Here is a 26,578-nt window from a genome sequence, read left to right as displayed (position 1 = left end):
GGGGGCGAGCAAGACCCCTGTATGTTGATAATGCCCGGGTTAGGACCATGACCGAAAAAATCATTATCAGAATCGGCGATTCCACGGCGGGAGGCCGTAAACCGGCACACCGGCGAGGCGAGGGTTCCCTTGGTGCCGGACCCAAGGAAGTGGTCGTTTATCACTGGGGGCGCATCTTTTTGGCGTTGGGGGTGGCGTTATTGCTGGTTGGCCTCGGACTCTGGTTTGTAGTCGAAAACCGATCCTCGGTTGTCCTCCCCATCGCACAGACGCCGCCGGTTGCCATTCCGTTGGAGGTGCCAAAACCGCCTGAGGTTCAAGGGGGTGCGGAAACTGGCGACAGCGAGTTGTCCAAATTGCCTACAACGCCTGCCGAAGTGATACCCCGCCAGGTACCGTCTTCTGACGCTGAGCCAGCGCCGGCGCCACGCAGTAATCCTGTCCCGGATGTTCCTTCGAAACCGGAACTGAAAGCCGACAATGTTGGTTCGAGCCCAAATGCCCCAGCGAACGTGGACAAGGCAGCGCCTGTGGCGGTACCGGCTCCAGTACGGATACATTCCCCCCAAATTGCGCGGGCTCAACTGACGAGCCACCTGAAAGATAAATTGCCGACAGACAGGCTGGCCTCGGTTGTCCACTTGCGGGGGCGCTCACTGATCAAGGTATATTTCTATACCGAGTTAAAGGGGTTAAAGGGGCGCCGTGTCTATCATCGTTGGTATCATGACGGCAAAGGCGTAGCTCGCGTGGCGATACGCCCCTATCGGGATGATATGAACGCTTCATCGAGCAAATACATCTCGGCGCGAATGACCGGTCGTTGGCGTGTTGTCGTTGTCGATGATCAGGGCCGGTCCCTGGCCGATGCGGCGTTCGAGGTACGATGATGTCGGGTAATCCGGGAGCATGAACCGATGCGAAGGCGGGTTGGTCGTCGGTTAGGGAAAGATATTGCGCTGGTAGCGTCAATATTGGCGTTGATTGCGTTGATCCAGGGCTTCAATGTGCTTTCCCGCCATCAGGAAGACGTTATTCGGTTTCTGCCAGCCGCGTGCGAGCCGTTTAACGGTCGCTGCCATTGGGAAGACGCGACCCGCATGATTCAGGTGGATCTGCCGGGGGCGGAACTGAAATCGCTGCAGACCTTTCCCGTCCGGGTTCAGCTCAAAGGGATTCATGCCAGGCAGGTCACTGTCGAATTTCAGGGTGTGGATATGTACATGGGGTACAACCGGATTACGCTTGAGCAACAGCCGGATGGTGCCTACACCGGTGCCGCGGAACTCGTGGCCTGCGTGACGGGCAGGATGCAGTGGCTGGCTGAGGTCGTCATAAGGGACCCTTCTGGCCGGGCTACTGGTCTGAGGTTCCACTTCTGGGCGTCCTGATCCGCACGCCGCTTCCCGTAAAAGCACCCTTGGCCTGCCTGGAACAAGCCCGTCGCTTATGACTTGCCTCTGAGCATGCTAGTCTTCTGTTCTAGTGGTGGCTTTATTCCTTTGCATCCATTCGGAGAGACGCTATGGCCAAGGCAAGGGTGTTCCATTTGAACAAGGGACTGGTGTCGCTCGGACTGTTCCTCGCGATGTGTTGGATGTCCACGCAGGTTTATGCGGATATCGCTCCCGTTAAAATCGACAATGCGCGGCTGCGATTGTTGGCCGGAGGCCTGCCGCTGGCGGGTTATTTCACCCTGACCAATACCGGAGATCGCGATGTCCGGCTGGTAGGCGCCTATGGCCCGGCGTTTCGGCGCATCATGCTACACCAAAGCAAATCCGTGAATGGGATGGAAAAGATGGTGATGGTCAAGGCGATCACCGTTAAGCCCGGCGAGAAGGTGGTCTTCGCGCCAGGCGGATATCATCTGATGATGTGGCGGCTGGAGCCGCTGAAGGTTGACCAGACAACGCCAGTCACGCTCAAGTTCGCCGATGGCAAGACCAAGACGGCGGCCTTCCGTATTGGCGGCCCGGCCACGGAGTAGGGTTTGCATGAAGATGCCTCTCAACGCCGGGCTGCTATACGCCCTGGTTTTAGCGATACCCCTGTTGGCGGGTTGTAGCCGCTCAGATCCGACCTGGAAGACCCATGACATCCGTGGTCTGATGCCGGACCTTGCCTTCAAGCTGACCAACACCGACGGAAAGGCGGTAACCCAGCGCGCCTACAAGGGCTATACCACCTTGCTGTATTTCGGCTACACCCACTGTCCCGATGTTTGCCCGACGACGGTCGCCACGGTCATTCGTGCGCTGCATGAACTCAAGGGGCAGGCGAGTGCCGTCCGCTTCCTGTTCGTGAGTGTGGACCCGGAGAGGGACACCCCGGCAGTACTCAAGGCCTACGTTGAGGCCTTCGGTTCGCCGGAGTTGGTGGGGCTGACCGGCACCCAGGACCAATTGCAGGCGTTGGCGAAGCGCTATCGCGTTTCCTACAGCTATGACAAACCGGACGCGCACCGCGAATACGGGGTTAATCACAGCGCGGCTATTTTCGTGTTCGATTCCGAGGGGAAAGTCAGTCTGGTGATGAATTACAAAAATGGGGCTGATGCCATCGCTCATGATCTTAAGCAGATGGCCGACGGTAACAATCCTGCACCACGGGATCTACAGAAAGGCAGTTAATAAAGCCAGTAAGGGGAATCGGATGGATTTGACGGATCGCGTGGCCACGTTTCTGGGGCAATGGTTTCAGCGACTGGAGGGCGAGCCTGCCGGGCGGCAGGGGGTAGGTGACTTCCTTCAGGCAGGCAAACGGCTGGGAGCCTATGCAGCGTTAAACCGACTGGTGGGGGTAGCGGTGCCCTTTGCACGGCGGAACCACTTCCAGGTACAGGAGTTGCGGCCTGGTCATGTACGGGCCCGCATCCCGCTGAAGGGCAATCGTAACCACATCGGTACCCTCTATGCCGGCGCGATGTTCGTGCTGGCGGAGATTCCGGGTGGGGTGTTGGTTCTGTTCGAGTTCGGTGCCGGTTTCGTTCCCATCCTCAAGTCGCTGACCATGACTTATGTGAAAACGGCCAAGAGTGACGTTACGGTCGAATTCGCGATCTCGCCGGAAGAAGTTGAACGTATCCGGCGGGAGGTCGAAGCGGAGGGTAAGGCCGAATTCGCGCTGGAAGGGGAGTTGCGGGACACGGAAGGCGAGATCGTTGCCTTCTCGAAGGCGCTGTATCAGGTCCGCCGCAAGTAGCCGCCTCCCGATATGGATATCCCGTAAAGGCGTCGAAAAACCGCTACAGCGAGCCCAACACTTCCAGAAAGGCGTCGCCGTAACGCTCCAGTTTCGCTTCGCCGATGCCGCTGATGTCGCGCATATCGTTGAGGCTCGACGGTTTGTGCTCAAGTAGGGACAGGAGCGTGGCGTCGTGGAAGATAACATAGGGCGGTACGCCCTGTTCGTCCGCGAGGCGCTTGCGGCAGGCGCGCAAGGCTTCCCAAGCCTCGAGCAGGTGCTCAGGCACCGCTGGGGAGCCTTTCTTCTTACGCTGACGCGCACTCTTGTCCTGCGGTTCAGCGATATCCTTCCGTAAGGCGAGCGTGGCATCGCCGCGCAGGAGCGGCCGACAGAGCTCGGTCAGCTTGAGTGCACCGAAACCGTCGATATCGGCGCTAAGATAGCCCCCGGCAACCAACTGACGAAAGATAGAGCGCCACTCGGTCGCGGATCGGTCTTTTCCGATACCGAACGTCGACAGGGCCTGGTGCCCGTTTTGTGAGACCTTGTCGGTCGCGTCACCTCTAAGGACATCGATGACATGGTTGACGCCGAAGCGTTGGCCGGTGCGGTAAACGCAGGACAACGCCATCTGCACGGGAACCGTAGCATCCCAGGTGGGGACCGGCGTAAGGCAGGTGTCGCAGTTGCCGCAATGTTCCGGCGAGGCTTCTCCGAAGTAGGCCAGCAGGGTGTGGCGCCGGCAGGCGGTTGTTTCGCAGAGTGCCAGCATGGCATCGAGCTTTTGCCGCTCTGCCCGTTTGTGGGCATCGCTGGCTTCGGAGCCGTCCATCATTTGACGCAGTTTGATGACGTCCTGCAAGCCGTAGGCCATCCAGGCGGTGGAGGGCAGCGCGTCACGTCCGGCCCGGCCGGTTTCCTGATAATAGGCTTCGAGACTCTTGGGGAGGTCGAGATGGGCGACAAAACGCACGTCGGGCTTGTCGATACCCATGCCGAAAGCGATGGTCGCGACGACAATGACGCCGTCTTCGCGCAGGAACCGTTCCTGGTGTTCCTGCCGCTGTCGGGGGGTTAATCCGGCATGGTAGGGCACGGCGTTAAAGCCCTCGGCTGACAGCCACTTGGCGACGGTTTCCACCTTGTTTCGGGAAAGGCAGTAAACGATACCCGCATCGGTCGGGTGTTCGCGGCGTAGGAAGTGCAGCAACTGCTGGCGAGCGTTCCTTTTCTGGGTGATGCGGTACTGGATATTGGGACGGTCGAAGCTGGTAACGAACTGCCGTGCATTGGTCAGATCGAGGCGTTGGACGATTTCCTGGCGAGTTCGGGCGTCCGCAGTGGCGGTCAACGCAACGCGGGGAATCTGGGGGTAGCGCTCATGAAGAATGCTCAGGGCGAGATAGTCGGCACGGAAGTCGTGTCCCCACTGGGAAACGCAGTGCGCTTCGTCGATCGCGAAAAGCCCGATAGGCGCACGATCGAGCAAATCCAGCGTGCGTTCCTGAATCAGCCGCTCAGGAGCAATGTACAGCAGGTCCAGGTCGCCTTTCAGCAGGCGCTGTTCGATAGCGGAGACGTCGTCCCAGGCGAGGGTGGAGTTCAGGAAGTCCGCTCGCACGCCAAGTTGCCGTAGTGCATTGACTTGGTCCTGCATCAACGCGATCAAGGGGGAGACGACGATGCCCACGCCGGGGCGTGCCAACGCGGGGATCTGGTAACAGAGGGATTTACCGCCTCCGGTCGGCATGAGGACGAGCGCGTCACGACCGGATATCAGTTCATTGATGATCTCTTGCTGGGAGCCCCGAAAGGCCGAATATCCAAAAACGGTGTTGAGGATCTGCTGCGGGTCCGTTGACACGAATCCTGACTCCTAAAGTCGCGACTGGCCGCCTTCCCTGGCGGTTGTTAAAGACCGATGGCCGACAACATAACGAACGTCAGAAACAGGGCAAAGTGCGCTTTGCCCTCGATCGCGTTCGTCGACCCGTCGGTTAAATTGATCGTGGCGGCAATCAGTGTAACGAACACCATAAGGGTCTGTACCGGTGTCATCGCTATGGTGATGGTATGGTGCGTGAAAAGACCAATCGCCTCGATGACGGGAACGGTCAGCAGTACCGTGGACAGTGACGCCCCCAGAGCAATGTTAAGCGTGGACTGGATACGGTTGGCGAGCGCCGAACGCAGTGCTGTCAGGATTTCCGGGCTGGCCGAAATGAAGGCGACGAGCAGTCCGGGAACGATTGCGGGCAGGCCGGAACCGTCCAGACCCCTGGTGAGATAGGGGGACATGATCTCGGACAACCAGCCGATGATCGCGAGGCCGACGACCAGGTAGATGACGTGACGTGCGACTGGAATCGTGGACGCCGGCCCGGCATCATGCGACTCCGCAGATATCTTGCGCTTATAGGCATAGGAGAAGAAATAGGAATGCTGACCGGTTTGCAGACGCAGGAAAAGGCCGTATAGCACCAGCATGATCAGTATGGTAAATATCGAATAAGCCCGTGCGCTTGCCGGTGGGACAAATTCCGGAACGACCATGGCGATCGCCACGGCAATGAGGATCATGACGACGTAGCTGTTGCCGGAGTCGCAGTTGTATTTCTGCTCGCCATGCTTGAGCCCGCCAATAAGCGCCGCGATACCGAGTACGCCATTGATGTCCAGCATCAGTGCCGAATAGATCGTATCCCGGACCAGCGTTGGCGCCTGGTCGTGGGTCAGGAGTATGGCTAATACCAGAACCTCGACCAGGACGGCACTGATGGTCAGGATCATCGTGCCATAGGGTTCTCCAAACCGCTCCGCCAACTGTTCGGCGTGGTGGGCAACCCGTAAGGCAGCTCCAACGATAACGGCGATGATGACAAGTGCCAGCATTAACGAGGCTGACCGGCCCGCCCCTGCGAAAAAGTGACTCGACAGGCGCATGGCGATGCCGACACTCATGGCCAGCCAAAGGAATTTTTCCTGCCTCAGGGTTGTCAACATGATCTTCCAGAGGTGTAAAGAGAGCGGCAATGTTTGCCGGCCGATAATGACAATGCTGTCGGTTCGATGCGGGGATAGTAAGGGAGGGCGCATCGAGGTACAAGCCAGAGCCAGGCAGTGACCGGTTGGGGAGCATAAGCTTCTTTTAAGCGTTTTATGATGTTTTGCAGAGTCACCTCATGAGGAAATGTTCCCTGAGGCGCACTGGGAGGACTGTCTTCATTACTCCAGACTCTCGCTTTGCTGTATTGCCGGATAAGGCCCGGCACTAAACTGTTACCTTGGAAGAAGGATCTGTCGAATGAAGTATGGCCTTTATACCCGTGTGTTGCATTGGCTGTTGGCAGCAGCAATCTCGCTACAAATGCTTCTCAGTCTGGTGATGAGACCGCCGCACCCAGGCCGGGTACACACTGCTTTTGAAAATTTGACGTATGACGCGCACCGTTACGTGGGTGTTGCGGTGCTGGCCATCGTGGTGCTGCATTGGCTGCTCTTTATCAGTGGCAATGCCCACAAAGGGTGGGGGCATTTCTTTCCCTGGTTCTCCCGGGCGCGGCGTACGGCGGTGTTTGACGATATCAAGGGCCTGTTACGCTTACGCATCGAAAATCCGGAGCAGCAGGATAGTCTGGCCGGGGGCATTCAGGGATTGGGGCTTTTGGTCGGAACCCTCCTGGCGGCAAGTGGGTTAGTGCTGTTTCTGGGGATGGCAGCGGATGGCGCCATGGGCGCTACCGTTCATGCCATCGCGGAGTTCCATAGCTTCTGGGGCCCGGTCATGTGGGGATATCTGGGGCTGCACGTCGGGGCGGTGATGATCCATTTGCTGGCGGGGCATCGTTCTGTTCTCAATATCTTCCGCGCATCGTAAACTGCGAGCCAACCTGGCCGGTGTACGGACCCGGTGGCGCTGATGGTGCCCCGGGCCCCGGTTTCCGGCGCTTTCCGTTGGCCTGCCAGGTTACGGAAATGCCAATACATCCAAATATCTAATTGCTCACAGCGCCCTGCCGGACTATCTTCCGGTAGGGCGTTTGCAAATCTTTCCGGCCCACACATTGGTTGTTGCAACTCCCGTACGAAACGAGACAGATAGCGGACCTTTCCCCTGCCATGAAAGCGGGCAGAAATGAGCACGAGGCACGTCATCGGTGCACGTCAAGAAAGGATCGGCTCAATGCTGTGCAAGGCCTGTCAATGCTGGCTGAGCACGCTTTGTTCAGAAAAGAATTTTGGGGAATTTCCGGAAGTGCTGTGAGGCCCGGTGTTATCTGACTTCGCGGTTTTCCGGTAAAGATATGCAGGCGGGATTTGGCGTTAGACGAAAGTCGGACGTTTTTAAATCTGGCCCGCATTGTGCAATCGCTTCGCCCCGTTTGGTCCGATTGTTCACGCAGTCGGGAAGGGTTCATTGTCACCGCGACCCTGCCAGGCAAGGCGCTTGACCAGCTTAGCGCTTCGGTGTTGACTGGGAGCGATTGTATGCGCTTCGACGGCACTGACCATTGTGCCTTCAACCACCTGCATCCGGCGCGCGATCGTGTCTGGTTACAGGGGAAGCGGGTATTGCAGGACGGCGCCACAAGCGCCAACTCTGTGGTACTGACAATAACAACAGTCCAGGAATAGTGAGGAACAATAATGAAAACGTTACGTCTCGTAGCCGCAGGCACCGCCCTGACGCTCGCCATGGTCGCAGGAACGGCAAGCGCTGGTGCGACCTTTGACGCTGTCAAAAAGAAAGGTTTTGTTCAATGTGGCGTGAACACCGGTTTGCCCGGTTTCTCCAACATTGACGACAAGGGCCACTGGAAAGGTCTTGATGTCGATGTTTGCCGTGCCGTGGCCGCCGCCATGTTCGGTGATGCCAGCAAGGTCAAGTACACTCCGCTGAACGCCAAGGAGCGCTTCACCGCTCTGCAGTCGGGCGAAATCGACATGCTGTCCCGCAACACCACCTGGACTCTTACTCGCGATGCCTCTCTGGGCATTACCTTCACCGGCGTTAACTACTACGACGGTCAGGGCTTCCTGGTCAAGAAGAGCCTGGGTGTGAAGAAAGCGAGCGAGCTCAGCGGCGCTACCGTTTGTGTTCAGTCCGGTACCACCACCGAGCTGAACCTGGCTGACTACTTCCGCAGCCACAACATGAAGTTCACCCCGGTAACCTTCGACACCGGCGATGCCACTGAGAAGGCGTTCGAGAGCGGCCGTTGCGACGCACTCACGTCCGACCAGTCCCAGCTGTATGCCTGGAAAGCCGTGCTGAAAGATCCGAGCAGTGCTGAAGTACTGCCTGACGTTATCTCAAAAGAGCCTCTGGGGCCGTCTGTTCGTCAAGGCGACGTACAGTGGTTCAATATCGTCAAGTGGAGCCTGTTCGCGATGCAGGACGCTGAGGGGCTGGGTATCACGTCCAACAACGTCGATGACCTGCGTGCTCACAGCAAGAACCCGGCAATCGTCCGCTTCCTGGGTAAGGAAGGCGATTTTGGTAAAATGCTGGGTGTATCCAACGACTGGGCTTACAACATCGTGAAGCAAGTCGGTAACTACGCTCAATCCTTCGACCGTAACGTCGGTAAGGACTCTCCGCTGAAAATCCGCCGCGGCCTGAACGCGCTGTGGAAAGACGGCGGCATCATGTACGCTCCGCCCTGGCAGTAAGGGTTAGGAGCCCGAAGGCGCAGCCCAATGTGGCTGCGCCTTTTGTACATCTGCCTGAATAAGGCTGTGTTAAATGATGTCCGCACTCAGGGTGCGATAGAGACCTTGTTTGAAGGTGCCTATGTCTGACCAGACAAACCAGTCCCTGGCTCCCTCCAAGCCTCGCCCGTGGAAAAATCCGCGAGTGCATGGTTGGGTTGCCCAGATTACCCTGTTGCTTGGGGTAGTCCTGTTTTTTGCTTATATCTTTCACAATACCCAGGTCAACATGCAGGCGCATGGGATCTCGACCGGCTTCAGCTTTCTGAGCCAGCCTGCCGGTTTTGGGATCATCCAGAGTTTGATTCCGTATACGCCAGCATCGACTTACGGTCGCACCTTCCTGGTCGGCCTGCTGAATACGGTGATGATCTCCGTACTGGGTATTTTCTTCGCAACCATTGTCGGCCTGATTATCGGTCTGGCCCGACTCAGCCATAACTGGCTTATCGCGAAGCTGGCTGCCATCTATATCGAAACCTTTCGGAACATCCCGTTACTGCTTCAGGTGTTCTTCTGGTATTTCGCGGTGGTTGAAACCATGCCGTCTCCACGGCAAAGCCTGCACATTGGCGACGTCATCTTCCTGAATATCCGTGGTGTGTACCTGCCCGAGCCGGTGTTCGGCCCTGGGTCCGGTTTCATACTGGGGGCGTTGATCCTGGCGATCATCGCGGTGATCTTCATCAAACGATGGGCGCACAACAGGCAGATGCGTACCGGGCAGCAGTTCCATACGGTATGGGTGTCCCTCGGTATCCTGATCCTGCTTCCGCTGCTGACGTTCTTCGCGGTAGGGGCGCCGTTGACGTGGAGTCTGCCCAAGCTTCAAGGGTTCAACTTCACGGGTGGATTGGCGGTGATCCCAGAGCTGACAGCATTGGTGATCGCATTGACGATCTACACCGCGTCGTCGATCGCTGAAATTGTCCGTTCCGGAATATTGTCAGTCAGCCATGGCCAGACGGAAGCGGCAAGCTCACTGGGCTTGAAACGCGGTCACGTCATGCGCCTTGTTGTTCTGCCTCAGGCCCTGCGAGTGATCATACCGCCATTGACCAGCCAGTATCTGAACCTGACGAAGAACTCCTCGCTGGCGACAGCCATCGGTTATCCCGATCTGGTCAACGTCTTCGCCGGTACGACACTTAACCAGACCGGACAGGCGGTGGTGATTATCGCCATGACGATGGGGGTTTATCTGTCGATCAGTTTGCTGATCTCGCTGTTTATGAATTGGTATAACCATCGTAAGCGCCTGATTGAGCGCTAGGGGAGAGGCTGGCTATCATGGATACGTTCGAAAAACATCCCGATCTACCGCCACCCGTTTCCGAAGTTGGTGTTATCGGGTGGTTGCGTAAGAATCTGTTTTCCTCGCCGAGTAATTCGGTGATGACGATTGCTGCGCTTTACCTGCTGTACCTGGCGATCCCGCCGGTGATCAAGTGGGCTTTCATCGACGCAGACTGGGTGGGTAACACCCGCGCAGCCTGTACCAGCGGTGGCGCCTGTTGGGTCTTCGTCGGCGCGCGTTTTGAGCAGTTCATGTTCGGTTTCTATCCGCAAGCGGAGCATTGGCGGGTCCTGTTGACCTGGGGGATTTTCGCCGGTTTGATCGGACTGCTGATTGCACCCCGTATTCCCGGCAAAATCTGGATTGGCTCTTTCACGCTCTTCGTTTTCCCGTTCATTGCCTACAATCTCTTCCATGGAGGCGTGTTTGGGTTACCGGTGGTCACCACGTCGCAGTGGGGCGGGTTGATGCTGACCCTGATCCTGTCGACTGTTGGCATCGTCTGCGCTTTGCCGTTGGGGATCCTGTTGGCGCTTGGGCGCCGCTCGAAGATGCCGATATTGAAATCGGTCTGCGTGTCCTACATCGAACTGTGGCGCGGCGTTCCGCTGATTACGGTGCTGTTCATGGCGTCGGTCATGCTGCCGCTGTTTCTGCCTCAGGGCGTCGACTTCAATAAGCTGCTGCGGGCATTGGTCGGTATCGCCCTGTTCCAGGGGGCCTACGTTGCCGAGGTCGTCCGGGGTGGTTTGCAGGCGATTCCCAAGGGGCAATTCGAGGCCGCGTCGTCGCTGGGCCTGAGTTACGCCAAATCGATGGTCCTGATTGTTTTGCCTCAGGCGCTGAAAATGGTGATTCCGGGTCTGGTCGTAACCTTTATCGAGCTGTTCAAGGACACGACGCTGGTGTCGATCATCAGTCTGCTGGACTTGTTGGGTATTGTTCAAGCGGGCCTCACCGATCCCAAATGGCTGGGTATGACGGTGGAAGGTTATGTCTTCGCGGGCCTCTTTTACTGGGCCTTCTGTTTCGGGATTTCCCGCTACAGCCTGCATTTGGAGAGACGCTTCGAAACCGGCCACAAGCGCTGATAGAAGCGGCTCGCGAGAACTGTTTACGAGGAATCGTTCATGTCTGAAGCCAATGTGAACACTCCGGCTGAAAAGCCGGCTGGCGAACCGATGATTGAAATCATCGACATGCACAAGTGGTATGGCGCCTTTCACGTCCTGAAGGATATCAATCTTACGGTACGGCGTGGAGAGCGTATCGTGGTCTGCGGGCCCTCCGGATCGGGTAAATCCACAATGATCCGGTGTATCAATCACCTTGAGGAACACCAGAGAGGCAAGATTCTGGTCGAAGGTGTTGAGGTGACGGAAGAGGTCAAGAATATCGAACGCATCCGCCGGGATGTGGGCATGGTCTTCCAGCACTTTAATCTGTTTCCCCATCTGACGGTGTTGGACAACTGCTGTCTCGCGCCGATCTGGGTCAACAAGGTGCCGCGCAAGGAAGCCGAAGCGGCAGCGATGACGTACCTGGAGCGCGTGAAAATCGCCAACCAGGCAACCAAGTTTCCGGGGCAGCTTTCCGGTGGCCAGCAGCAGCGTGTGGCGATCGCTCGCAGTCTCTGCATGAGCCCGAAGGTCATGCTGTTCGATGAGCCGACCTCGGCACTCGATCCGGAAATGATCAAGGAAGTCCTGGACGTCATGACCGATCTGGCGGAAGAGGGCATGACCATGATCTGCGTTACCCACGAAATGGGTTTTGCCAGGAAAGTGGCGGATCGCGTGATCTTTATGGATGCCGGTCAGATCGTCGAGGAAAATGCACCGGAGGAGTTCTTCCTCAATCCTCAGAACGAGCGGACCAAACTGTTCCTCAGCCAGATCCTGCAACACTGATAAGCACCCAGCCTGGCAGGTTGCCAGGCTGGGAATGGCGGGACGCACCCCAGTGGCGGCGTCCTGCCAGCCCTTCCGGGAGCCTTTTCACGCGTTCCCTTGTTTCAGGTCAACCTCCCGCCCCGGCAATGTCGTATCCTTTTTACACACATGAATTGCAATGGGATTTTCCTATTCCGTTATGGAAAATGCGGGGGACAGGATATTATCCCGACATTTGACAGTGTCGTCGTTAGCGCGACGGGACCGCGTTCGTTTTCGGGATATCCAGGGAGATCGAAGATGCCTCATGATGATAATGCTACCCCCCGCGTCAGTCCGCTTGCCGGAAAACCGATGCCTGTCCACCTGCTGGTGGATGTCCCGGACCTGATTACCGCCTACTACAGTCGTCATCCCGATCCCGCGGTACCGAGCCAGCGGGTTGCTTTCGGGACTTCCGGTCATCGTGGATCATCACAGAACAATGCGTTCAACGAGGATCACATCCTGGCCGTCACCCAGGCTATTTGCCAATATCGCCAGGAAAACGGGATTAGCGGGCCCTTGTTTCTCGGCCGCGATACCCATGCGCTGTCAACGCCCGCTTTTGTGACCACGCTGGAAGTGCTGGCTGCCAACGGCGTAACTGCGATGATCGCCGGTAAAGAGGTCTACACGCCGACCCCCGTCATCTCCCATGCCATTTTGACGCATAACCAGGACAAGAGCCGTGCCAGGGCGGACGGTATCGTCATTACGCCATCCCACAACCCGCCACAGGATGGCGGTTTCAAATACAACCCACCACACGGCGGCCCTGCCGGGGGCGATATCACCGGCTGGATAGAAAATTGCGCAAACGCGCTGCTGCAGGACGGGCTGAAGGGTGTTCGCCGGATGCCCTACGAGCGAGCCCTGAAGGCGGATACGACCCATATCTTCGACTATCTCGACCACTATGTGTCAGAACTGGATCAGGTGATCGACATGGCCTGCATTTCTGCGGCAGGCGTTCGTATGGCTGTGGACCCTCTGGGGGGGGCTGCCGTCCATTATTGGGGTGAGATCGGCGAGCGCTATGGCCTGGACCTGACGGTGCTCAACGATGTGGTCGACCCCACGTTTCGCTTTATGCGGGTGGACTGGGACGGTCAGATTCGCATGGATCCCTCCTCGCCTTATGTCATGCAGGGTTTGGTGAGTGCCAGAGATCGTTTCGATGTCGCCTTTGGTTGTGACACCGACCATGACCGCCATGGCGTCGTGACTCGAAGCGGCGGTCTTATGGCGCCGAATCACTACCTGGCAACCTCGATTGACTACCTGTTCAGGCACCGCCCCCAGTGGCCGAGCGATGCCGCGGTGGGCAAGACCGTGGTGAGTAGCGCGCTGATTGATCGAGTGACTGCCCGTCTGGGGCGTAAACTCTATGAAACACCGGTCGGTTTCAAATGGTTCGTGGACGGGCTGATGGATGGTTCGCTTGGTTTTGTCGGCGAGGAGAGTGCCGGCGCAACCTTCCTGCGCCGGGACGGCCGGGTCTGGACCACTGACAAGGACGGACTGGTGCCTTGCCTCTTGTCCGCTGAAATGACGGCGCGAACAGGGCAGGATCCCGGGCAGTGTTACGAGGCTCTGACTCAGGAGTTGGGCGCACCGGTCTACGAACGCGTGGATGCACCGGCGTCGCCCGAGCAGAAAAAACGGCTGGGAAGCCTGTCGCCGGATCAGGTCCATCTTGAGACACTGGCCGGATTTCCTGTTGAACAGGTTTTGACACATGCACCGGGGAATGGCGCACCGATTGGTGGTCTCAAGGTTATGACGGCAAACGGGTGGTTTGCGGCACGTCCATCCGGAACCGAGGATATCTACAAGATCTATGCGGAGAGCTTCGAAGGCGCTGAACACCTGAGGGTGATCCTCGATGAAGCGCGAGCGGTAGTCGGAACGGCGGTCGGCGAACCGTCTTCGAGATCCTAGTATCCATCGTGAACTCATGCAGCGAATGAGCTGAATGGGGCGGACCCCAATCAGATGGCCCGGTTTTCGGGACTCAGTCAGGAGATTTCGTTCATGCAACCCGGTCAGCCTCAGGAAGACCAACAGAAAATGCCCCTGGAAGACCTGAAGGCCAAGCTCGGGTTTTCCCCGGATGGCCTCAACGACGCCCAGGTCGAAGAGCGCCTGCAACAATATGGGCACAACGAAATCGAGGCGAAAGAGCAGGGCGTCTTGCGCAAGCTGCTTGGGTATTTCTGGGGGCCTATCCCCTGGATGATCGAAGTGGCAATGATTTTATCGGCGTTACTGCGTCACTGGGCGGATTTCGCGATCATCCTTGTGTTGTTGCTGGCCAATGCGGTGGTGGGATTCTGGGAGGAATATCAGGCCGGTAACGCCATCGCGGCACTGAAGGCCCGCCTGGCGGTCAGGGCGCGTGCCTGTCGTAACGGGCAGTGGGGCTCTGTGGCTGCGCGGGATCTGGTGCCCGGTGACCGTATTCGGCTTCGCCTGGGGGATATCGTACCTGCTGACGCACGTTTGCTCGAGGGAGATACGATTGAAGTCGATCAATCGGCGTTGACCGGTGAATCCCTGCCTGTCACGGCCGGAGAAGGGGCTGCGGTCTTCTCGGGCTCCATTGTCCGTCGGGGCGAGATCGACGCGCTGGTCTACGCCACTGGTGACCGAACCTATTTCGGCAAGACCGCCCAGTTGGTCGAACAGACGCATGTCGTCAGCCATTTCCAGCGCGCGGTCCTCAAAATCGGCAATTATCTTATTCTGCTTGCGATTGCTTTGGTGCTGGTGATCCTCGCTGCGGCGCTGTTCCGTGGCGACTCCATCGTCACCACGCTGCAATTTGCCCTGGTGTTGACCGTGGCCGCGATACCTGTTGCCATGCCGACAGTGCTTTCAGTCACGATGGCCGTTGGTGCCCGTCTTCTGGCGCGTAAGGAAGCCATTGTCAGCCGGCTGGCTGCCATTGAAGAGTTGGCCGGCATGGATATCCTGTGTTCCGACAAAACCGGCACGCTGACGCAGAATAAACTCTCTTTGGGCGAGCCGTTGACCCTGAAAGGGATGACTGCCGATGCCGTGATCCTGAATGCCGCACTGGCGTCCCGCCAGGAGGATGATGACACGATCGATCATGCCATCTTTGCGGCCCTCAAGGACAAGGATGTACTGAAGACCTATAAGGTTACACATTTTCAGCCGTTCGACCCCGTGCATAAGCGCACAGAAGCGGACGTAACCGGGGCTGACGGTAATGCGTTCAAGGTCACGAAAGGGGCGCCCCAGGTCATTATGGCATTGGCCGCAAATGCCGAGCAGGTAAGGCAACAGGTGGATTCCGCCGTCAACGAATTCGCTCAACGCGGCTTTCGTTCGCTGGGAGTGGCAAGGACCGACAGTTCCGGCCAATGGCAGTTCGTCGGCGTCCTGCCGCTGTTCGATCCGCCTCGCGAGGATTCCAAGTCCACGATTTCCACAGCGCGGGACATGGGTGTCACCGTCAAGATGGTGACTGGAGACCAGTTGGCGATAGCCAAAGAGATTGGTGGCCAGTTGGGCTTGGGCGGAAACCTGTTGTCGGCCGGGATTTTCGAAAAGGTAAGGGAGCATGAGGCGGGGCGACTGGAGGATTCGATAGAGCAGGCTGACGGCTTTGCCCAGGTGTTCCCTGAGCATAAGTTCCACATTGTCGACGTACTCCAGAAGCGTAATCACATTGTCGGGATGACGGGCGACGGCGTTAACGATGCGCCTGCGCTGAAGAAGGCGGACTGTGGTATCGCGGTTTCCGGCGCGACTGATGCAGCCCGGGATGCCGCTGATATCGTTCTGATGACACCCGGTCTTTCGGTCATTATCGATGCCATCAAGGAAAGCCGGAAAATCTTCCAGCGCATGAATAGCTATGCAATCTACCGCATCGCTGAAACGATTCGTGTGCTGCTGTTCATGACGCTGTCGATCCTGGTTTTCAATTTTTACCCGGTGACGGCCGTCATGATCGTACTGCTGGCACTGTTGAACGATGGCGCGATCCTTTCGATCGCCTATGACCGGGTGCGTTACGCGAAAGCGCCGGAAACATGGCGTATGCAGTTGGTTCTGGGCGTGGCAACGGTGTTGGGTGTTGCCGGGGTTATCGAGTCCTTCGGCCTCTTCTATCTGGCAGAGCGGGTCTTCAATCTGAACCAGGACATGATCCAGTCTCTGATATACCTGAAGCTCTCTGTGGCGGGTCACCTGACGGTTTTCGTGACTCGTACGCGTGGCCCCTTCTGGTCCATCCGTCCGGCTAAGGCATTACTGGCTGCCGTCGTTGGCACCCAGATCCTGGCGACGTTGATTGCGGTTTACGGGGTCTTTATGACACCGCTAGGCTGGGGCTGGGCCGGTTTCGTCTGGGGGTACGCGCTCCTGGGCTTCCTGCTGGAAGATGCCATCAAGCTCCTGGCCTACCGTATGTTCGCAAAGGATCAGCCACCGCTGCTGGGCAAGATGCATTATTCCTGAGGGAACGCGATGTTGGCTGTTACGAGGGCATTGAGGGGATATCATTGATACAGATTCCTGACGTCGGAACCTAGGTCATTACCGGAGATTTTGCCGACATGTGCGAATTGCTCGGAATGAGTGCCAATACGCCTACCGACATCCGTTTCAGTTTTACCGGATTGATGCAGCGCGGTGGCGCGACGGGGCCCCATCGCGATGGTTGGGGTGTGGCCTTTTATGAGGGGCGAGGGGTTCGTGTCTTTCATGAGCCCGCCGCGAGCGCCAACTCTGAGATCGCTGGTGTCGTTCAACGTCTTCCCATCAAGAGCGAGATCGTGATATCCCATATCCGGCAGGCTAATGTCGGATCGGTCTGCCTGGTCAATACCCATCCATTTATCCGTGAGCTCTGGGGACGTTACTGGACCTTCGCCCATAACGGGCAGGTGCCCGGATTTTTGGGACGGGAGGACCTTTATCAGCCGGTGGGCAACACGGATAGCGAGGCGCTTTTCTGCGATCTTTTGAATCGGATCCGGGCAGAGCATCATCCGGACACAGGTGAAACGGCATTGGTGGACACCGTTGTCACACTCTGTGGGGAGTATGCCCGCCAAGGCGTTTGCAATATCCTGCTCAGCAACGGTGACTGGCTGTTGACGTTCTGTTCCAGCAAATTGTTTTGTATCACTCGCCGTGCGCCCTTTGGCCCGGCCCGCCTGAAAGATGCTGACGTTGTTGTCGATTTCCAGCAGGAAACCACTTCCCGAGATGTGGTCAGTGTGATCGCCACCGAGCCGTTGACCACTGATGAAATCTGGACGCCATACCATCGCGGCGAATGGCGTTTATGGCGGGCGGGCGAAACCGTTGCCAGCGGACGGATCGATTTGCCTCGTAACGAAGATTCCGTATCCACCGACTCATCATCCAAAACGCATTAAGGAGCCTTATGAGCCAGCTTTTTCCGTCGGATCTACGCCGCGATCCGGAAAGCCGTGAATACATCAAGCGAGAAACGGTCAGCGTGGTTTTTGCCACCGAAGAGGGGGAACTGGTCAGTCAGGAAGGCCCTAATCGCTACTTGCCCGGTGACGCACTGATCACGGGATCGACCGGAGTGCGCTGGACGGTATCACGAGACCGCTTTGATGCCAAATATGAGCCCGTTCCACCGCTGGAACCGGGGCAGCCGGGTCATTACCGTAATCGTCCGATCCCGGTTTTAGCCAAGCAGATCAGCGAGCCCTTTACCGTTGCCCGGAGTGAGGGTGGCGATGTCTTGCGGGGCAAAGCCGGTGATTGGTTCCTGCAATACGCGCCCGGGGATTTCGGCGTGGTCGACCATGAGCGCTTCGAAGCGGTCTATCGATTGTTGGTCGATTGATCCAGGGGGTAGTTCGGCATCAAAAAGGCCGGCACCGATATTCGGTGCCGGCCTTTTTCGATGGGCTTTGGTTTAGTGTGGTTCTTCTTTAACGACGGGGGGTTCCGGTGTTCCCGCATCGTCGTCCGTGCCGTCGGATTTGTCGCCGAGGATGCGGCGGACAAATACATAGAAGGCGGGGATGAAGAAAACGCCAAGAACCGTCGCGCCGATCATCCCACCCATGACCCCGGTTCCAATGGCATGGCGGCTATTGGCGCCAGCACCGCTGGATATGGCCAGGGGCAATACACCGAACACAAAGGCAATCGAGGTCATCAGGATCGGCCGAAACCGCATACGGCAGGCTTGAATAGTCGCTTCCAGTAACCCGACCCCCTGTTTACGCATGGTATTCGCAAACTCGATGATCAGGATGGCGTTTTTGGCAGACAGGCCGATGACGGTAATCAGACCCACCTTGAAGTAGATGTCGTTATCCAGCCCACGAAGGCTGGTAAACATCACGGCACCAAGCACCCCTAGCGGTACAACCATCAGCACTGCGACCGGAATCGACCAGCTCTCGTACAGTGCCGACAGGCAGAGGAACACGACCAGGATCGATAGGCCGAAGAGGATGGGAGCCTGCTGGCCGGAGATGATTTCCTGCAACGACTGTCCCGACCATTCGAATCCGATTCCAGAGGGCAGATCCTTGGTCACGATATTTTCCATCGCCTGCATGGCTTGGCCCGAGCTATGACCCGGTGAGGGGGCGCCGTTGATCTGAATGGCTCCATAGCCGTTGTAGCGGGACAATGCCGGCGGCGCCAGGGCCCAGTGGGACGATACGACACTGCTCAATGGAACCATCTTGTCGATCCCGCCGGAAGAGCTGGGCACATAGTAGTGGGAAAGGTCCTCCGGGCTCCGACGATCCTTCGCTTCCGCTTCCAGCAACACTTTGAGTACCCGTCCCTTGTAGCTGAAATCGTTCGCATAAACAGGTGCAAGCATCAGGTGGATCGCGTCATAGATATCGGTGAGCGACAGTCCCATGGACTCGGCCTGAACCCGGTCCACATGCATCGTGACTTCCGGCGCGTCTTCCATTTGGTTCGGGCGAACGCCATAAAGATTGGGGTTCTTGGCCGCAGCCGCAAGTAGTTTGTTGCGGGCATTGATGAGCGCATCGTGGCCGAGGCCAGCACGGTCTTCCAGTTGGAAGTCGAAGCCGCCAAATCGACCCAGGCCACGTATCGCCGGCAGATTGACCACAAAGATTCGGGCGCCTTTGATACTCTGAAGCGCACCATTGGCCCATTGGATAAAGGGACCTATCTGCTCGCTCGGTTTTTTGCGCTCACCCCAGGGTTTCAGGCGGATAAAACCGAGGCCGACGTTTTCGCCCTGACCAATGAAACTGAAGCCCGCCACGTCCAGCACCTGGTAGACTGCCGAATTCTTTTGCAGGACCGTCTCCATCTGGCCGAGGACCTTGGTCGTGCGACTGATGGTGGCCCCGGGCGGTAACTGCACGATGGCCAGCGCGTACCCCTGATCTTCCGACGGCACAAAGCTGGTTGGCAGGCGGGTAAACTGGTAGTAGCAGTAGCCGCCGAGCAGCAGCCATATCACCATCATGATGGGAAGGCGTCGAATAAGGCGCTTGACGGTGCCCATGTAGCCACGGCTGACACTGTCGTAACTGCGGTTGAAACCACGGGAGAACCAGTTGCCTTTACCATGAACGGGCTTGAGTAGCGAAGCGCACAAAGCGGGTGTGAAACTCAGTGCCATGATGGCGGAGAGGCCCATGGAAATGGCGATGGTCAGTGCGAACTGGCGATAGATGACGCCGACGCTGCCGCCGACCAGTGCGATTGGCACGAACACCGCCGCCAGAACCACTGTAATGGCCACGATAGCGCCGGTAATCTGTCCCATGGCCTTCCGGGCCGCTTCCTTGGGCGGCAGCCCTTCTTCAGTCATGATCCGTTCGACGTTCTCCACCACGACGATAGCATCATCCACCACCAGGCCGATCGCCAGCACCAGGGCGAAGAGGGTCAGGACATTGATCGAAAAACCGACCATATACATGCCGGCGAAAGCACCGGTAATGGCAACGGGGACGACCAGTGTCGGTATTAAGGTTGCCCGGAGGTTTTCCAGAAACAGCAGGATGACGATGAACACGAGTACGACAGCGATCACCAGGGTTTCCGCCACTTCCTTTATCGACGTACTGATGAAGGTGGTCGTGTCATAAGGCGATAGCCAGGTCACACCTTTGGGTAAGTATTCCTGCAACTGCTTCATCTTGTCCCGCACGGATTGCGCCACTTTCAGCGCATTGGCACCGGGCGACAGTTGTACGGCAAATCCGGCAATGGGTTTTCCGTCCAGGTAGGCCTGTTTCCCATAGGAAGCCGCGCCCAGTTCAATCCGAGCGACGTCCTTCAGGCGCACGGTGCTGCCGTCGGAGTTGGTGCGCAGGATGATATTGGCGAACTGCTCTGGCGTAGTGAAGCGACTGGAGGCAGTAACAGACGCCGTAATACCCTGGCCGGTCGGCGCAGGGTCAGCACCGATAGAGCCCGCTGCAAACTGAACGTTCTGGGCTTTAACCGCACTCAATACCTCGGAGGCACTGATGCCGTAGCCATGCAACTTGTTCGGGTCGAGCCAGATCCGCATGGCGTATTCCGAGCCGAACTGCGTAGCGCTGCCGACACCCGGCAGTCGCTGGATCGGATCCAGTACCTGGCCGGCGATGAGGTTATCCAGTGCATGGCTGTCGTAGGCGGGGTTATCCGATTTCAATGCGATAACCATCAAAAAGTCGCTGTTCGATTTGGCGACTTTTATGCCGCTCTGCACCACCTCAGAGGGTAGGCGCGGCTGAGCAACGCTAACCCGGTTCTGCACCTGTACGGCAGCGATATCCGGGTCCGTGCCGTTCTCGAAGGTTAACGTGATTTGTACGCTGCCGTTCGATCGCGACGTCGAGTCGAAATACAGGAGGTTATCGATACCCGTCAGCTGTTGTTCGATGACGGACGTAACCGTCTTCTCAACAACGGCTGCACTGGCGCCTGGATAGGAGGCGCTGATAGACACCTGCGGTGGCGCGATCTGGGGATACGCGGAGATCGGCAGCTTGAAAATGGATATCGTCCCTCCCAGCGTTATCAGCAGGGCGACCACCCAGGCAAATATTGGCCTGTCGATAAAGAAACTTGGCATCAGGAACTCCTCAGGACCGTGATTCTGTCGACGCGGATGCTGAGGCCCCGTCCTGATTGTCTTTTACTACTGTGGCGTTGGCTTTCTCGCCGGGCTGGACTTTCTGCAGACCCGACACGATGACCTTGTCGCCATTGTGAAGCGTCTTGCTGGTGACCACCCAGGTAGCGCCCTTCAGCGTGTGGGTATCGACCCGCACCTGGGCGACTTTTCCGTCAGTCCCGACGGTCAGGACGTAAGCGCCTTGGCCATCGCGTAACACGGACGCCTGCGGTAGCAGGAAGGCATCCTGTACGGCGCCGACCGTGAAATGCACTTTCATAAACATTCCGGGCAGAAGTTGCCGGTCCGGGTTGGGCACCGTGCCACGCAGGGATACGGTTCCGGTATCCGGATTGACCGCCAGATCGAGGTAATTGACGACGCCCTGTTTCGGATAGGCTGTGCCGTCCGGGAAGGCGAGTGAAACCTTGCCGATATCGGTCTGGGTATTGCCGGTCAGTTTTCGGGACTGATCCAGGATACGCAGATCGGCCGAGGGGAGGCTGAAATTGACGTAAATCGGATCGATCTGTTCGATCGTCGTCATCTGGGTGGCACTGCTTTGGCTGACCAGGGCACCTTCAGTAACCATTGCGGTTTCGACCTGTCCTGAGATGGGTGCCGTGACGGAGGCATAACTCAGGTTGAGTCGCGCCAGTTCGACATTGGCTTCAGCCTGTTTGACTGCGGCTGCGGTCGTCCGCTCAGTCGACAACGCATTGTCCAGGTCCTGAGGGGAGATCAGTCCCTTCTTATTCAGGCCTTCATATCGTTTTGCAATACGAGCAGCGTTGGCGGCTGACGCCTGCGCCTGGGCCAGGGCCGCTTCCTGAACGTGCAGCGATGCCTGCAGCGGCGCAGGATCAATCTGGAAAAGCTGCTGCCCCTGCTTAACGTAGGTGCCTTCGGTGTAGGTGCGCTTGAGGACAATGCCGGTGACGCGCGCGCGAACTTCAGCAACGCGGGTCGCCGCGAGACGGCCGACGAGGTCCCGTGTTACCGGAACCGATTGCTGATGTACGACGACGACATTGACCTGGGGCGGCGGCCGGGAGGCCTGTGAATTCTGGGAACTTTGTTCCTTGCTGCATGCCGTGACGAGAAGGAGCGTCGCCAAGGGTAAGATCAATCGCTTGTTGAGCAGACTCATAAATGAATAACTCCCTTGTAAACACTTCTGATCAGGAAGGACAGTGACGACGGCACATCGACAATAAAAGCAGTACCTTACGTTAATCGTAAGGTGCATTATAGTTGGAAAAGCAACTATATCATTGGTAGAGGCATTTCGGGGTTACTATCGTCGTTTGAATCCTCGCCATGCCGGGTTGGCATCGGGCTCGATCTAAAGCAGGTGGGCAACACGGATACAGCATGATGGAGCGAGAGTCTCTTTGTGAAATCTCCATTGCACAGCGAATTAGGTTTTCTTGGAGCCTGTTGGCGCAGGCAGATGAGAGCTTTTCGTTATTTTGCGCCAAAGGCGCATCCTGTGCGACACCTATTCTTTCTTACCCGTCGGGATTCCTTTTCGTCGAGAAAGCACTTTTGGGGAAATGGGTTGAAAGGTAATTATGTTATAACATAACATTTGTTCTCTGAGCGCAGTCTCGCAACACCATCCCTCGTGATTAGGATATGCCCATTCATGAAACGTCTGACAAGGCTGGTTGGCTTCATTCTGATTCTCGTGGCCGGTTATGGCCATGCGGCTGTGCGGATAGTGGCTGCCGAAAATGTGTACGGTAACATCGCCCAGCAGATCGGCGGCGATGAGGTTGTGGTCACCAGTATTCTCAAGGACCCGAATCAGGACCCACACATGTTTGAGGCGAGTCCATCCATTGCCGTTGCTTTGGCCAAGGCCGATCTGGTGATTGTCAATGGCGCTGATTACGACCCCTGGGCTAATAAGTTGATCGGCGGAAGTCCGTCGAAAAGACGCCAACTGCTGCTGGTGTCAGCCTTGGTTGGCGCGAAAAGTGGGGCAAATCCTCACCTTTGGTACGATCCAAAGAACATTCAGGCTGTAGCTCAGGACGTGGCTGAGCGGCTTTCCCAGGTCGACCCTGTTCACCGGAAGGAATTTGCTCATAACCTGGAGCAATTCCGCGCTAAAATGCGCCCCCTGGAAAATCAGATCCATACCATGCGCCAGCGTTTTCACGGTACGCCAGTGACAGCGACGGAACCGGTATTCGGCTATATGGCTGACAGCCTGGGATTATCGATGCGCAATACAGGCTTTCAGTTGGCTGTAATGAATAATGTCGAACCGGGCGCCTCAGAGGTTGCGGCGCTCGAAGGTGATCTTCGTCAGCGCAAGGTGGCGGCTCTTATCTACAACCGTCAGGTGACGGACTCCACGACGGCCCATTTTCTCGCCTTGGCGAAGAAGTCGGGCGTACCGGTTGTTGGTGTAACGGAAACAGAGCCGACGGATCAGGATTACGTGCATTGGATGCAGTCGCAACTTGACCGCCTGGAGAAGGCATTGGAGCAATTTCGTTGAACAGTGAAGCCGGGAGCACCGTACCTGCGATCATGCTGGAAGGTGTTACGCTGCGTCGTAATGGGCATGTTGTGCTCGATAGGGTTGATTTCAGTATTCGTCAGGGCGAGTTTATTGGTGTCCTCGGACCGAACGGCGCGGGCAAGTCCACCTTATTCCGCGCCATACTGGGGTTGCTACCCGAGGTCACCGGCAACATTCAGGTGTTCGGCGCCCGGCCCAGAAAAGCGGATCGCCTGATAGGCTATCTTCCCCAAATGCGGGCAGACCTGTTGGATGCCGACATTCGTGCCTGGGACTTCGTTGCCAGTGCCCAACATCCGTCGCGCTGGGGGCTGCCCATCTATCGCGGGGCCGACAAGCGCGAGATCGATGAGGCCATTTGCTTGGTCGAAGGTGAGCACCTGGCTCAGCGTCCGCTTTCGGCGCTGTCCGGCGGCGAGCGACAACGTCTTTTGCTTGCACAGGCACTGTTAGGCAATCCAAGGCTCTTGCTACTCGATGAACCTCTCGTCAGCCTCGACCCGCGTCATCAGGCCAATGTGGTTGCCCTGATCAAGGGTATCCAAAAGCGACGTTCGGTCACGGTGCTGTTTACGTCACACGAAATCAATCCATTATTGGGCGCGCTTGACCGCGTGCTTTATCTCGGCGGGGGGCAGGCGGCGATCGGGGCGGTGAACGATATCGTTACCGGCCCGGTGCTGTCGCGCCTGTATGGAATGCCAATAGAAGTAGTACATACCGCCGGCCATTATTTTGTCGTTTCTGCTGAATCGGGCGTGGCGGCAGAATCGGGAGCGCATCATGTTTGCCTATGATTTCATGCGCACGGCGTTTCTGGCGGGATTGATCGTTTCCATCGTCGTCGGTCCCATCGGCTATTTTATGGTGCTCAGGCGTGAAATCTTTGCGGGTCATGCACTTTCCCATATTGGTTTTGCCGGCGCCACAGGCGCGATCCTTTTCGGGTTGAATCCTATCTGGGGTCTGTTGACCCTGACGGTTACCGGTGGCGTGGTCATGGGGCGACTGGGAGATCGTGTGCGTCAGCGCGATGTTGCGATCGGTATTGTCCTGGCGCTTTCCCTGGGTTTAGGGACACTCTTCCTGCACTTCTACACATCGTATGCCCGGCAGGGGACGGCACTGCTATTTGGTAATGTCCTGGGGATTACGCCTGAGGCTCTGGTGATCCTGGCCGTGCTGGGTGCGTTGAGCCTGATCGCGTTGGGCGTGATTGCCCGCCCTTTGCTGGCGGTGTCTCTGGACCCGGATATGGCGGAGTCAAAAGGTGTCTCGCCTGCGCTGATGGCGATGTTGTTTCTGGCGATCGTGGCAGTCGCCGTCGCCGAAGCGGTGCAGGTCGTGGGCATACTACTTTTACTCTCGTTGCTGATCGCACCTCCGGCAGCCGCGGCCCGTCTGACCTGCCGGATCTGGTTCGCCGTCCTGTTGTCGATACCGCTGGCATTGCTGGTCACGTGGGGAGGCATTACTGCCGCCTATCTGACGGACTGGCCTGTCAGCTTCTGGATTAGCGCCTTAGCGGCACTGCTGTACCTGATCAGCCGTTTGCTGCCGTCGTTCCTGTTGGATGGGGCTCGGAAAGCGGCCTGAGGCTCGATGGCGGGTTAGGCGGGGAATCGGTATTGTCCGCGCATGGGAAGTACGATGGGCGTGACACCCGCCTGTCGGATTTCGTCTATAAAACCGGGGAGGTCCACTCCGGGCAGGCATTCCGGTTCCTGCTCGTAGGGGGTCATCATGGTGTCCCAGTGACAGGGCACTATCCATTTAGGACGCACCCTATCGACGATGTCCCGTACATAGTTGGGGCGGGCGTGGCGTCCGATGGCGCAAAGACAAACGATGTCTGCTTGGCATTGATCGAGTTCTTCATTGATGAAGTCCGCTGAATCGACGTGAAGAATCCTGAGTCCACCTGTGTCGACCCACCAGTTCAATACCTGACCATGCCGCAGGTGACTTACTCGCGGTGGCCAGGGGGGTGGTCGGGTTATGTCACCTGCCAGCGCTACCCGTCCCATAAAGACTTTTCCGTGCCGAGAAGGTAATCCCCGTAACGTCCAGGGGCCCGACTCAATATCCTCGTTGCCTCTGGTTTCCAACAGCTGCGATTCCGGCAGTCCGGCGGCTCGACCCACCATGCATACAGCGCTCGATCCCACCAACCGCGCGCCGGTTTGCCGACAAAGCTCCGGTGCGTCCAATACGTGATCGTAATGAGCGTGCCCGACAACGACATCATCGGCATGAGGGATATGCCGACGGAGCAGTTCGGCGTTGACCCTTAATGGACGCAGCAAGGTTGTGGTCAGGTCCGGCCTTGTAAGAAAGGGATCCAGTACCAGGGTGCGCTCGGGTGAACTCAGTACGAATCCTGCTGTCCCTAAATAGCGTAGCGATAGCCCATCTCCCGGTTCGTCGGAGCTTTTCTCGAACCAGGCTGCGTGTGGCCGTCTGATACCGATCAGCTGTTTGAGCATGGGGCGTTCTCTAGAGGTTTTCGTCATGTTAGTGGATGTCGGCTGTGAAAAAGGTGACGATTTCACGACAATATCCTCAAAGAATAGATTGATTCCGGTAGGGCCTGGGGACTAGGGTAGTTTAAGGTTTATCGTGCTTAAGGATACTTCGACGACGTCTTGCCTGTGCCCCTAATCGTCGAAGAAAGGAATGATTGACGGCCATCGTGCGGTCTATGGAAAAGGAAATGGGCATGAAACCGGCTATTGCTCTCCTATTATTTGGGATTCTTCTTTACTCCACTGTTCTCC

General features: G+C 57.4%; 23 protein-coding genes. 18 read left to right on the top strand and 5 right to left on the bottom strand.

Annotation, left to right across the window (positions count from 1 at the left end; translation table 11 throughout):
• Window positions 1-47: 47 nt before the first annotated feature.
• The 5 genes from CLR77_RS14705 (at window position 48) to CLR77_RS14685 (ending at window position 3,204) form a co-directional block, all read left to right on the top strand.
• Complete coding sequence (locus CLR77_RS14705) at window positions 48-890, top strand: DUF2914 domain-containing protein (RefSeq protein WP_097461413.1); 843 nt, start codon at window positions 48-50, stop codon at window positions 888-890.
• Between the two features lie 27 nt (window positions 891-917).
• A complete protein-coding gene (locus tag CLR77_RS14700; RefSeq protein WP_097461412.1) occupies window positions 918-1,391 on the top strand; it encodes a hypothetical protein in 474 nt (157 codons plus the stop codon).
• 134 nt (window positions 1,392-1,525) lie between these two features.
• Window positions 1,526-1,990, top strand: a complete 465-nt coding sequence (locus CLR77_RS14695; protein WP_097461411.1) for a copper chaperone PCu(A)C — start codon at window positions 1,526-1,528, stop codon at window positions 1,988-1,990.
• A gap of 7 nt (window positions 1,991-1,997) precedes the next feature.
• Window positions 1,998-2,633: an SCO family protein gene (locus CLR77_RS14690; RefSeq protein ID WP_097461410.1), complete on the top strand. Its 636-nt coding sequence runs from the start codon at window positions 1,998-2,000 to the stop codon at window positions 2,631-2,633.
• 22 nt (window positions 2,634-2,655) lie between these two features.
• The gene (locus CLR77_RS14685; RefSeq protein WP_097461409.1) at window positions 2,656-3,204 is read left to right on the top strand and encodes a YiiD C-terminal domain-containing protein; all 549 of its coding nucleotides are present in this window, start codon (window positions 2,656-2,658) and stop codon (window positions 3,202-3,204) included.
• 43 nt (window positions 3,205-3,247) lie between these two features.
• Here CLR77_RS14685 and recQ read toward each other — a convergent pair whose 3' ends face one another.
• The gene (gene recQ, locus CLR77_RS14680; protein WP_097461408.1) at window positions 3,248-5,053 is read right to left on the bottom strand and encodes a DNA helicase RecQ; all 1,806 of its coding nucleotides are present in this window, start codon (window positions 5,051-5,053) and stop codon (window positions 3,248-3,250) included.
• A gap of 47 nt (window positions 5,054-5,100) precedes the next feature.
• On the bottom strand, window positions 5,101-6,192 hold the full coding sequence (locus tag CLR77_RS14675; protein ID WP_097461407.1) for a calcium:proton antiporter: 1,092 nt from the start codon (window positions 6,190-6,192) through the stop codon (window positions 5,101-5,103).
• Window positions 6,193-6,493: 301 nt separating this feature from the next.
• Between CLR77_RS14675 and CLR77_RS14670 the strand changes: the two genes are divergently transcribed.
• The 10 genes from CLR77_RS14670 to CLR77_RS14630 all read left to right on the top strand — a co-directional run bounded on the left by CLR77_RS14670 (window position 6,494) and on the right by CLR77_RS14630 (window position 17,992).
• Window positions 6,494-7,066 carry a cytochrome b/b6 domain-containing protein gene (locus tag CLR77_RS14670; protein ID WP_097461406.1) on the top strand — a complete coding sequence of 191 codons (573 nt, stop codon included), beginning with the start codon at window positions 6,494-6,496 and terminating at the stop codon, window positions 7,064-7,066.
• A 611-nt stretch (window positions 7,067-7,677) separates the two neighbouring features.
• On the top strand, window positions 7,678-7,824 hold the full coding sequence (locus CLR77_RS20140) for a hypothetical protein (protein ID WP_158227214.1): 147 nt from the start codon (window positions 7,678-7,680) through the stop codon (window positions 7,822-7,824).
• Window positions 7,825-7,836: 12 nt separating this feature from the next.
• The gene (locus CLR77_RS14665; RefSeq protein WP_097461405.1) at window positions 7,837-8,862 is read left to right on the top strand and encodes an amino acid ABC transporter substrate-binding protein; all 1,026 of its coding nucleotides are present in this window, start codon (window positions 7,837-7,839) and stop codon (window positions 8,860-8,862) included.
• A gap of 121 nt (window positions 8,863-8,983) precedes the next feature.
• Window positions 8,984-10,174 (top strand): amino acid ABC transporter permease, encoded by a 1,191-nt coding sequence (locus CLR77_RS14660; protein WP_097461404.1) that lies wholly within the window; start codon window positions 8,984-8,986, stop codon window positions 10,172-10,174.
• Window positions 10,175-10,191: 17 nt separating this feature from the next.
• A complete protein-coding gene (locus CLR77_RS14655) occupies window positions 10,192-11,289 on the top strand; it encodes an amino acid ABC transporter permease (RefSeq protein ID WP_097461403.1) in 1,098 nt (365 codons plus the stop codon).
• 39 nt (window positions 11,290-11,328) lie between these two features.
• Entirely contained in the window at window positions 11,329-12,108 is a 780-nt protein-coding gene (locus CLR77_RS14650) for an amino acid ABC transporter ATP-binding protein (RefSeq protein ID WP_097461402.1), read from the top strand.
• 282 nt (window positions 12,109-12,390) lie between these two features.
• Window positions 12,391-14,073: a phosphoglucomutase (alpha-D-glucose-1,6-bisphosphate-dependent) gene (pgm, locus tag CLR77_RS14645; protein ID WP_097461401.1), complete on the top strand. Its 1,683-nt coding sequence runs from the start codon at window positions 12,391-12,393 to the stop codon at window positions 14,071-14,073.
• Between the two features lie 93 nt (window positions 14,074-14,166).
• The gene (locus CLR77_RS14640) at window positions 14,167-16,623 is read left to right on the top strand and encodes a plasma-membrane proton-efflux P-type ATPase (protein WP_097461400.1); all 2,457 of its coding nucleotides are present in this window, start codon (window positions 14,167-14,169) and stop codon (window positions 16,621-16,623) included.
• Between the two features lie 98 nt (window positions 16,624-16,721).
• Complete coding sequence (locus CLR77_RS14635) at window positions 16,722-17,549, top strand: class II glutamine amidotransferase (RefSeq protein ID WP_097461399.1); 828 nt, start codon at window positions 16,722-16,724, stop codon at window positions 17,547-17,549.
• An 8-nt stretch (window positions 17,550-17,557) separates the two neighbouring features.
• Complete coding sequence (locus CLR77_RS14630) at window positions 17,558-17,992, top strand: PGDYG domain-containing protein (RefSeq protein ID WP_097461398.1); 435 nt, start codon at window positions 17,558-17,560, stop codon at window positions 17,990-17,992.
• A gap of 72 nt (window positions 17,993-18,064) precedes the next feature.
• Here CLR77_RS14630 and CLR77_RS14625 read toward each other — a convergent pair whose 3' ends face one another.
• Entirely contained in the window at window positions 18,065-21,223 is a 3,159-nt protein-coding gene (locus CLR77_RS14625) for an efflux RND transporter permease subunit (RefSeq protein ID WP_097461397.1), read from the bottom strand.
• 10 nt (window positions 21,224-21,233) lie between these two features.
• A complete protein-coding gene (locus CLR77_RS14620; protein ID WP_097461396.1) occupies window positions 21,234-22,415 on the bottom strand; it encodes an efflux RND transporter periplasmic adaptor subunit in 1,182 nt (393 codons plus the stop codon).
• Between the two features lie 498 nt (window positions 22,416-22,913).
• Here CLR77_RS14620 and CLR77_RS14615 point away from each other — a divergent pair, with 498 nt between their 5' ends.
• Genes CLR77_RS14615 through CLR77_RS14605 form a run of 3 tightly spaced genes read left to right on the top strand, consistent with a single transcriptional unit; the run spans window position 22,914 to window position 25,397 of the window.
• Window positions 22,914-23,777 (top strand): metal ABC transporter solute-binding protein, Zn/Mn family, encoded by an 864-nt coding sequence (locus CLR77_RS14615; RefSeq protein WP_097461395.1) that lies wholly within the window; start codon window positions 22,914-22,916, stop codon window positions 23,775-23,777.
• Window positions 23,774-24,598, top strand: coding sequence for a metal ABC transporter ATP-binding protein (locus tag CLR77_RS14610; protein WP_097461394.1), 825 nt, complete (start codon window positions 23,774-23,776; stop codon window positions 24,596-24,598). Before CLR77_RS14615 ends, CLR77_RS14610 begins: the two co-directional genes overlap by 4 nt.
• Window positions 24,585-25,397: a metal ABC transporter permease gene (locus tag CLR77_RS14605; protein WP_097461393.1), complete on the top strand. Its 813-nt coding sequence runs from the start codon at window positions 24,585-24,587 to the stop codon at window positions 25,395-25,397. Before CLR77_RS14610 ends, CLR77_RS14605 begins: the two co-directional genes overlap by 14 nt.
• A gap of 14 nt (window positions 25,398-25,411) precedes the next feature.
• Here CLR77_RS14605 and CLR77_RS14600 read toward each other — a convergent pair whose 3' ends face one another.
• Window positions 25,412-26,287, bottom strand: a complete 876-nt coding sequence (locus tag CLR77_RS14600) for an MBL fold metallo-hydrolase (protein WP_097461392.1) — start codon at window positions 26,285-26,287, stop codon at window positions 25,412-25,414.
• Window positions 26,288-26,578: the final 291 nt, after the last annotated feature.

The organism is Mangrovitalea sediminis (assembly GCF_002514725.1).
Taxonomy (GTDB): domain Bacteria; phylum Pseudomonadota; class Gammaproteobacteria; order Pseudomonadales; family Oleiphilaceae; genus Mangrovitalea; species Mangrovitalea sediminis.
The sequence above is the reverse complement of the archived record's forward strand: the minus strand, read 5'-3'. Positions and strand labels throughout refer to the sequence as shown.

Bases quoted from the DNA above. Each gene is read 5' to 3' on its own strand.
- CLR77_RS14685 (WP_097461409.1), top strand. From the start codon at position 2,656: ATGGATTTGACGGATCGCGTGGCCACGTTTCTGGGGCAATGGTTTCAG.
- CLR77_RS14620 (WP_097461396.1), bottom strand. From the start codon at position 22,415: ATGAGTCTGCTCAACAAGCGATTGATCTTACCCTTGGCGACGCTCCTT.
- CLR77_RS14700 (WP_097461412.1), top strand. From the start codon at position 918: ATGCGAAGGCGGGTTGGTCGTCGGTTAGGGAAAGATATTGCGCTGGTA.
- CLR77_RS14625 (WP_097461397.1), bottom strand. From the start codon at position 21,223: ATGCCAAGTTTCTTTATCGACAGGCCAATATTTGCCTGGGTGGTCGCC.
- CLR77_RS14600 (WP_097461392.1), bottom strand. From the start codon at position 26,287: ATGCTCAAACAGCTGATCGGTATCAGACGGCCACACGCAGCCTGGTTC.
- CLR77_RS14655 (WP_097461403.1), top strand. From the start codon at position 10,192: ATGGATACGTTCGAAAAACATCCCGATCTACCGCCACCCGTTTCCGAA.
- CLR77_RS20140 (WP_158227214.1), top strand. From the start codon at position 7,678: ATGCGCTTCGACGGCACTGACCATTGTGCCTTCAACCACCTGCATCCG.
- CLR77_RS14705 (WP_097461413.1), top strand. From the start codon at position 48: ATGACCGAAAAAATCATTATCAGAATCGGCGATTCCACGGCGGGAGGC.
- CLR77_RS14665 (WP_097461405.1), top strand. From the start codon at position 7,837: ATGAAAACGTTACGTCTCGTAGCCGCAGGCACCGCCCTGACGCTCGCC.
- CLR77_RS14660 (WP_097461404.1), top strand. From the start codon at position 8,984: ATGTCTGACCAGACAAACCAGTCCCTGGCTCCCTCCAAGCCTCGCCCG.
- CLR77_RS14670 (WP_097461406.1), top strand. From the start codon at position 6,494: ATGAAGTATGGCCTTTATACCCGTGTGTTGCATTGGCTGTTGGCAGCA.
- CLR77_RS14605 (WP_097461393.1), top strand. From the start codon at position 24,585: ATGTTTGCCTATGATTTCATGCGCACGGCGTTTCTGGCGGGATTGATC.
- CLR77_RS14650 (WP_097461402.1), top strand. From the start codon at position 11,329: ATGTCTGAAGCCAATGTGAACACTCCGGCTGAAAAGCCGGCTGGCGAA.
- CLR77_RS14615 (WP_097461395.1), top strand. From the start codon at position 22,914: ATGAAACGTCTGACAAGGCTGGTTGGCTTCATTCTGATTCTCGTGGCC.
- CLR77_RS14675 (WP_097461407.1), bottom strand. From the start codon at position 6,192: ATGTTGACAACCCTGAGGCAGGAAAAATTCCTTTGGCTGGCCATGAGT.
- CLR77_RS14690 (WP_097461410.1), top strand. From the start codon at position 1,998: ATGAAGATGCCTCTCAACGCCGGGCTGCTATACGCCCTGGTTTTAGCG.
- pgm (WP_097461401.1), top strand. From the start codon at position 12,391: ATGCCTCATGATGATAATGCTACCCCCCGCGTCAGTCCGCTTGCCGGA.
- CLR77_RS14695 (WP_097461411.1), top strand. From the start codon at position 1,526: ATGGCCAAGGCAAGGGTGTTCCATTTGAACAAGGGACTGGTGTCGCTC.
- CLR77_RS14630 (WP_097461398.1), top strand. From the start codon at position 17,558: ATGAGCCAGCTTTTTCCGTCGGATCTACGCCGCGATCCGGAAAGCCGT.
- CLR77_RS14635 (WP_097461399.1), top strand. From the start codon at position 16,722: ATGTGCGAATTGCTCGGAATGAGTGCCAATACGCCTACCGACATCCGT.
- CLR77_RS14640 (WP_097461400.1), top strand. From the start codon at position 14,167: ATGCAACCCGGTCAGCCTCAGGAAGACCAACAGAAAATGCCCCTGGAA.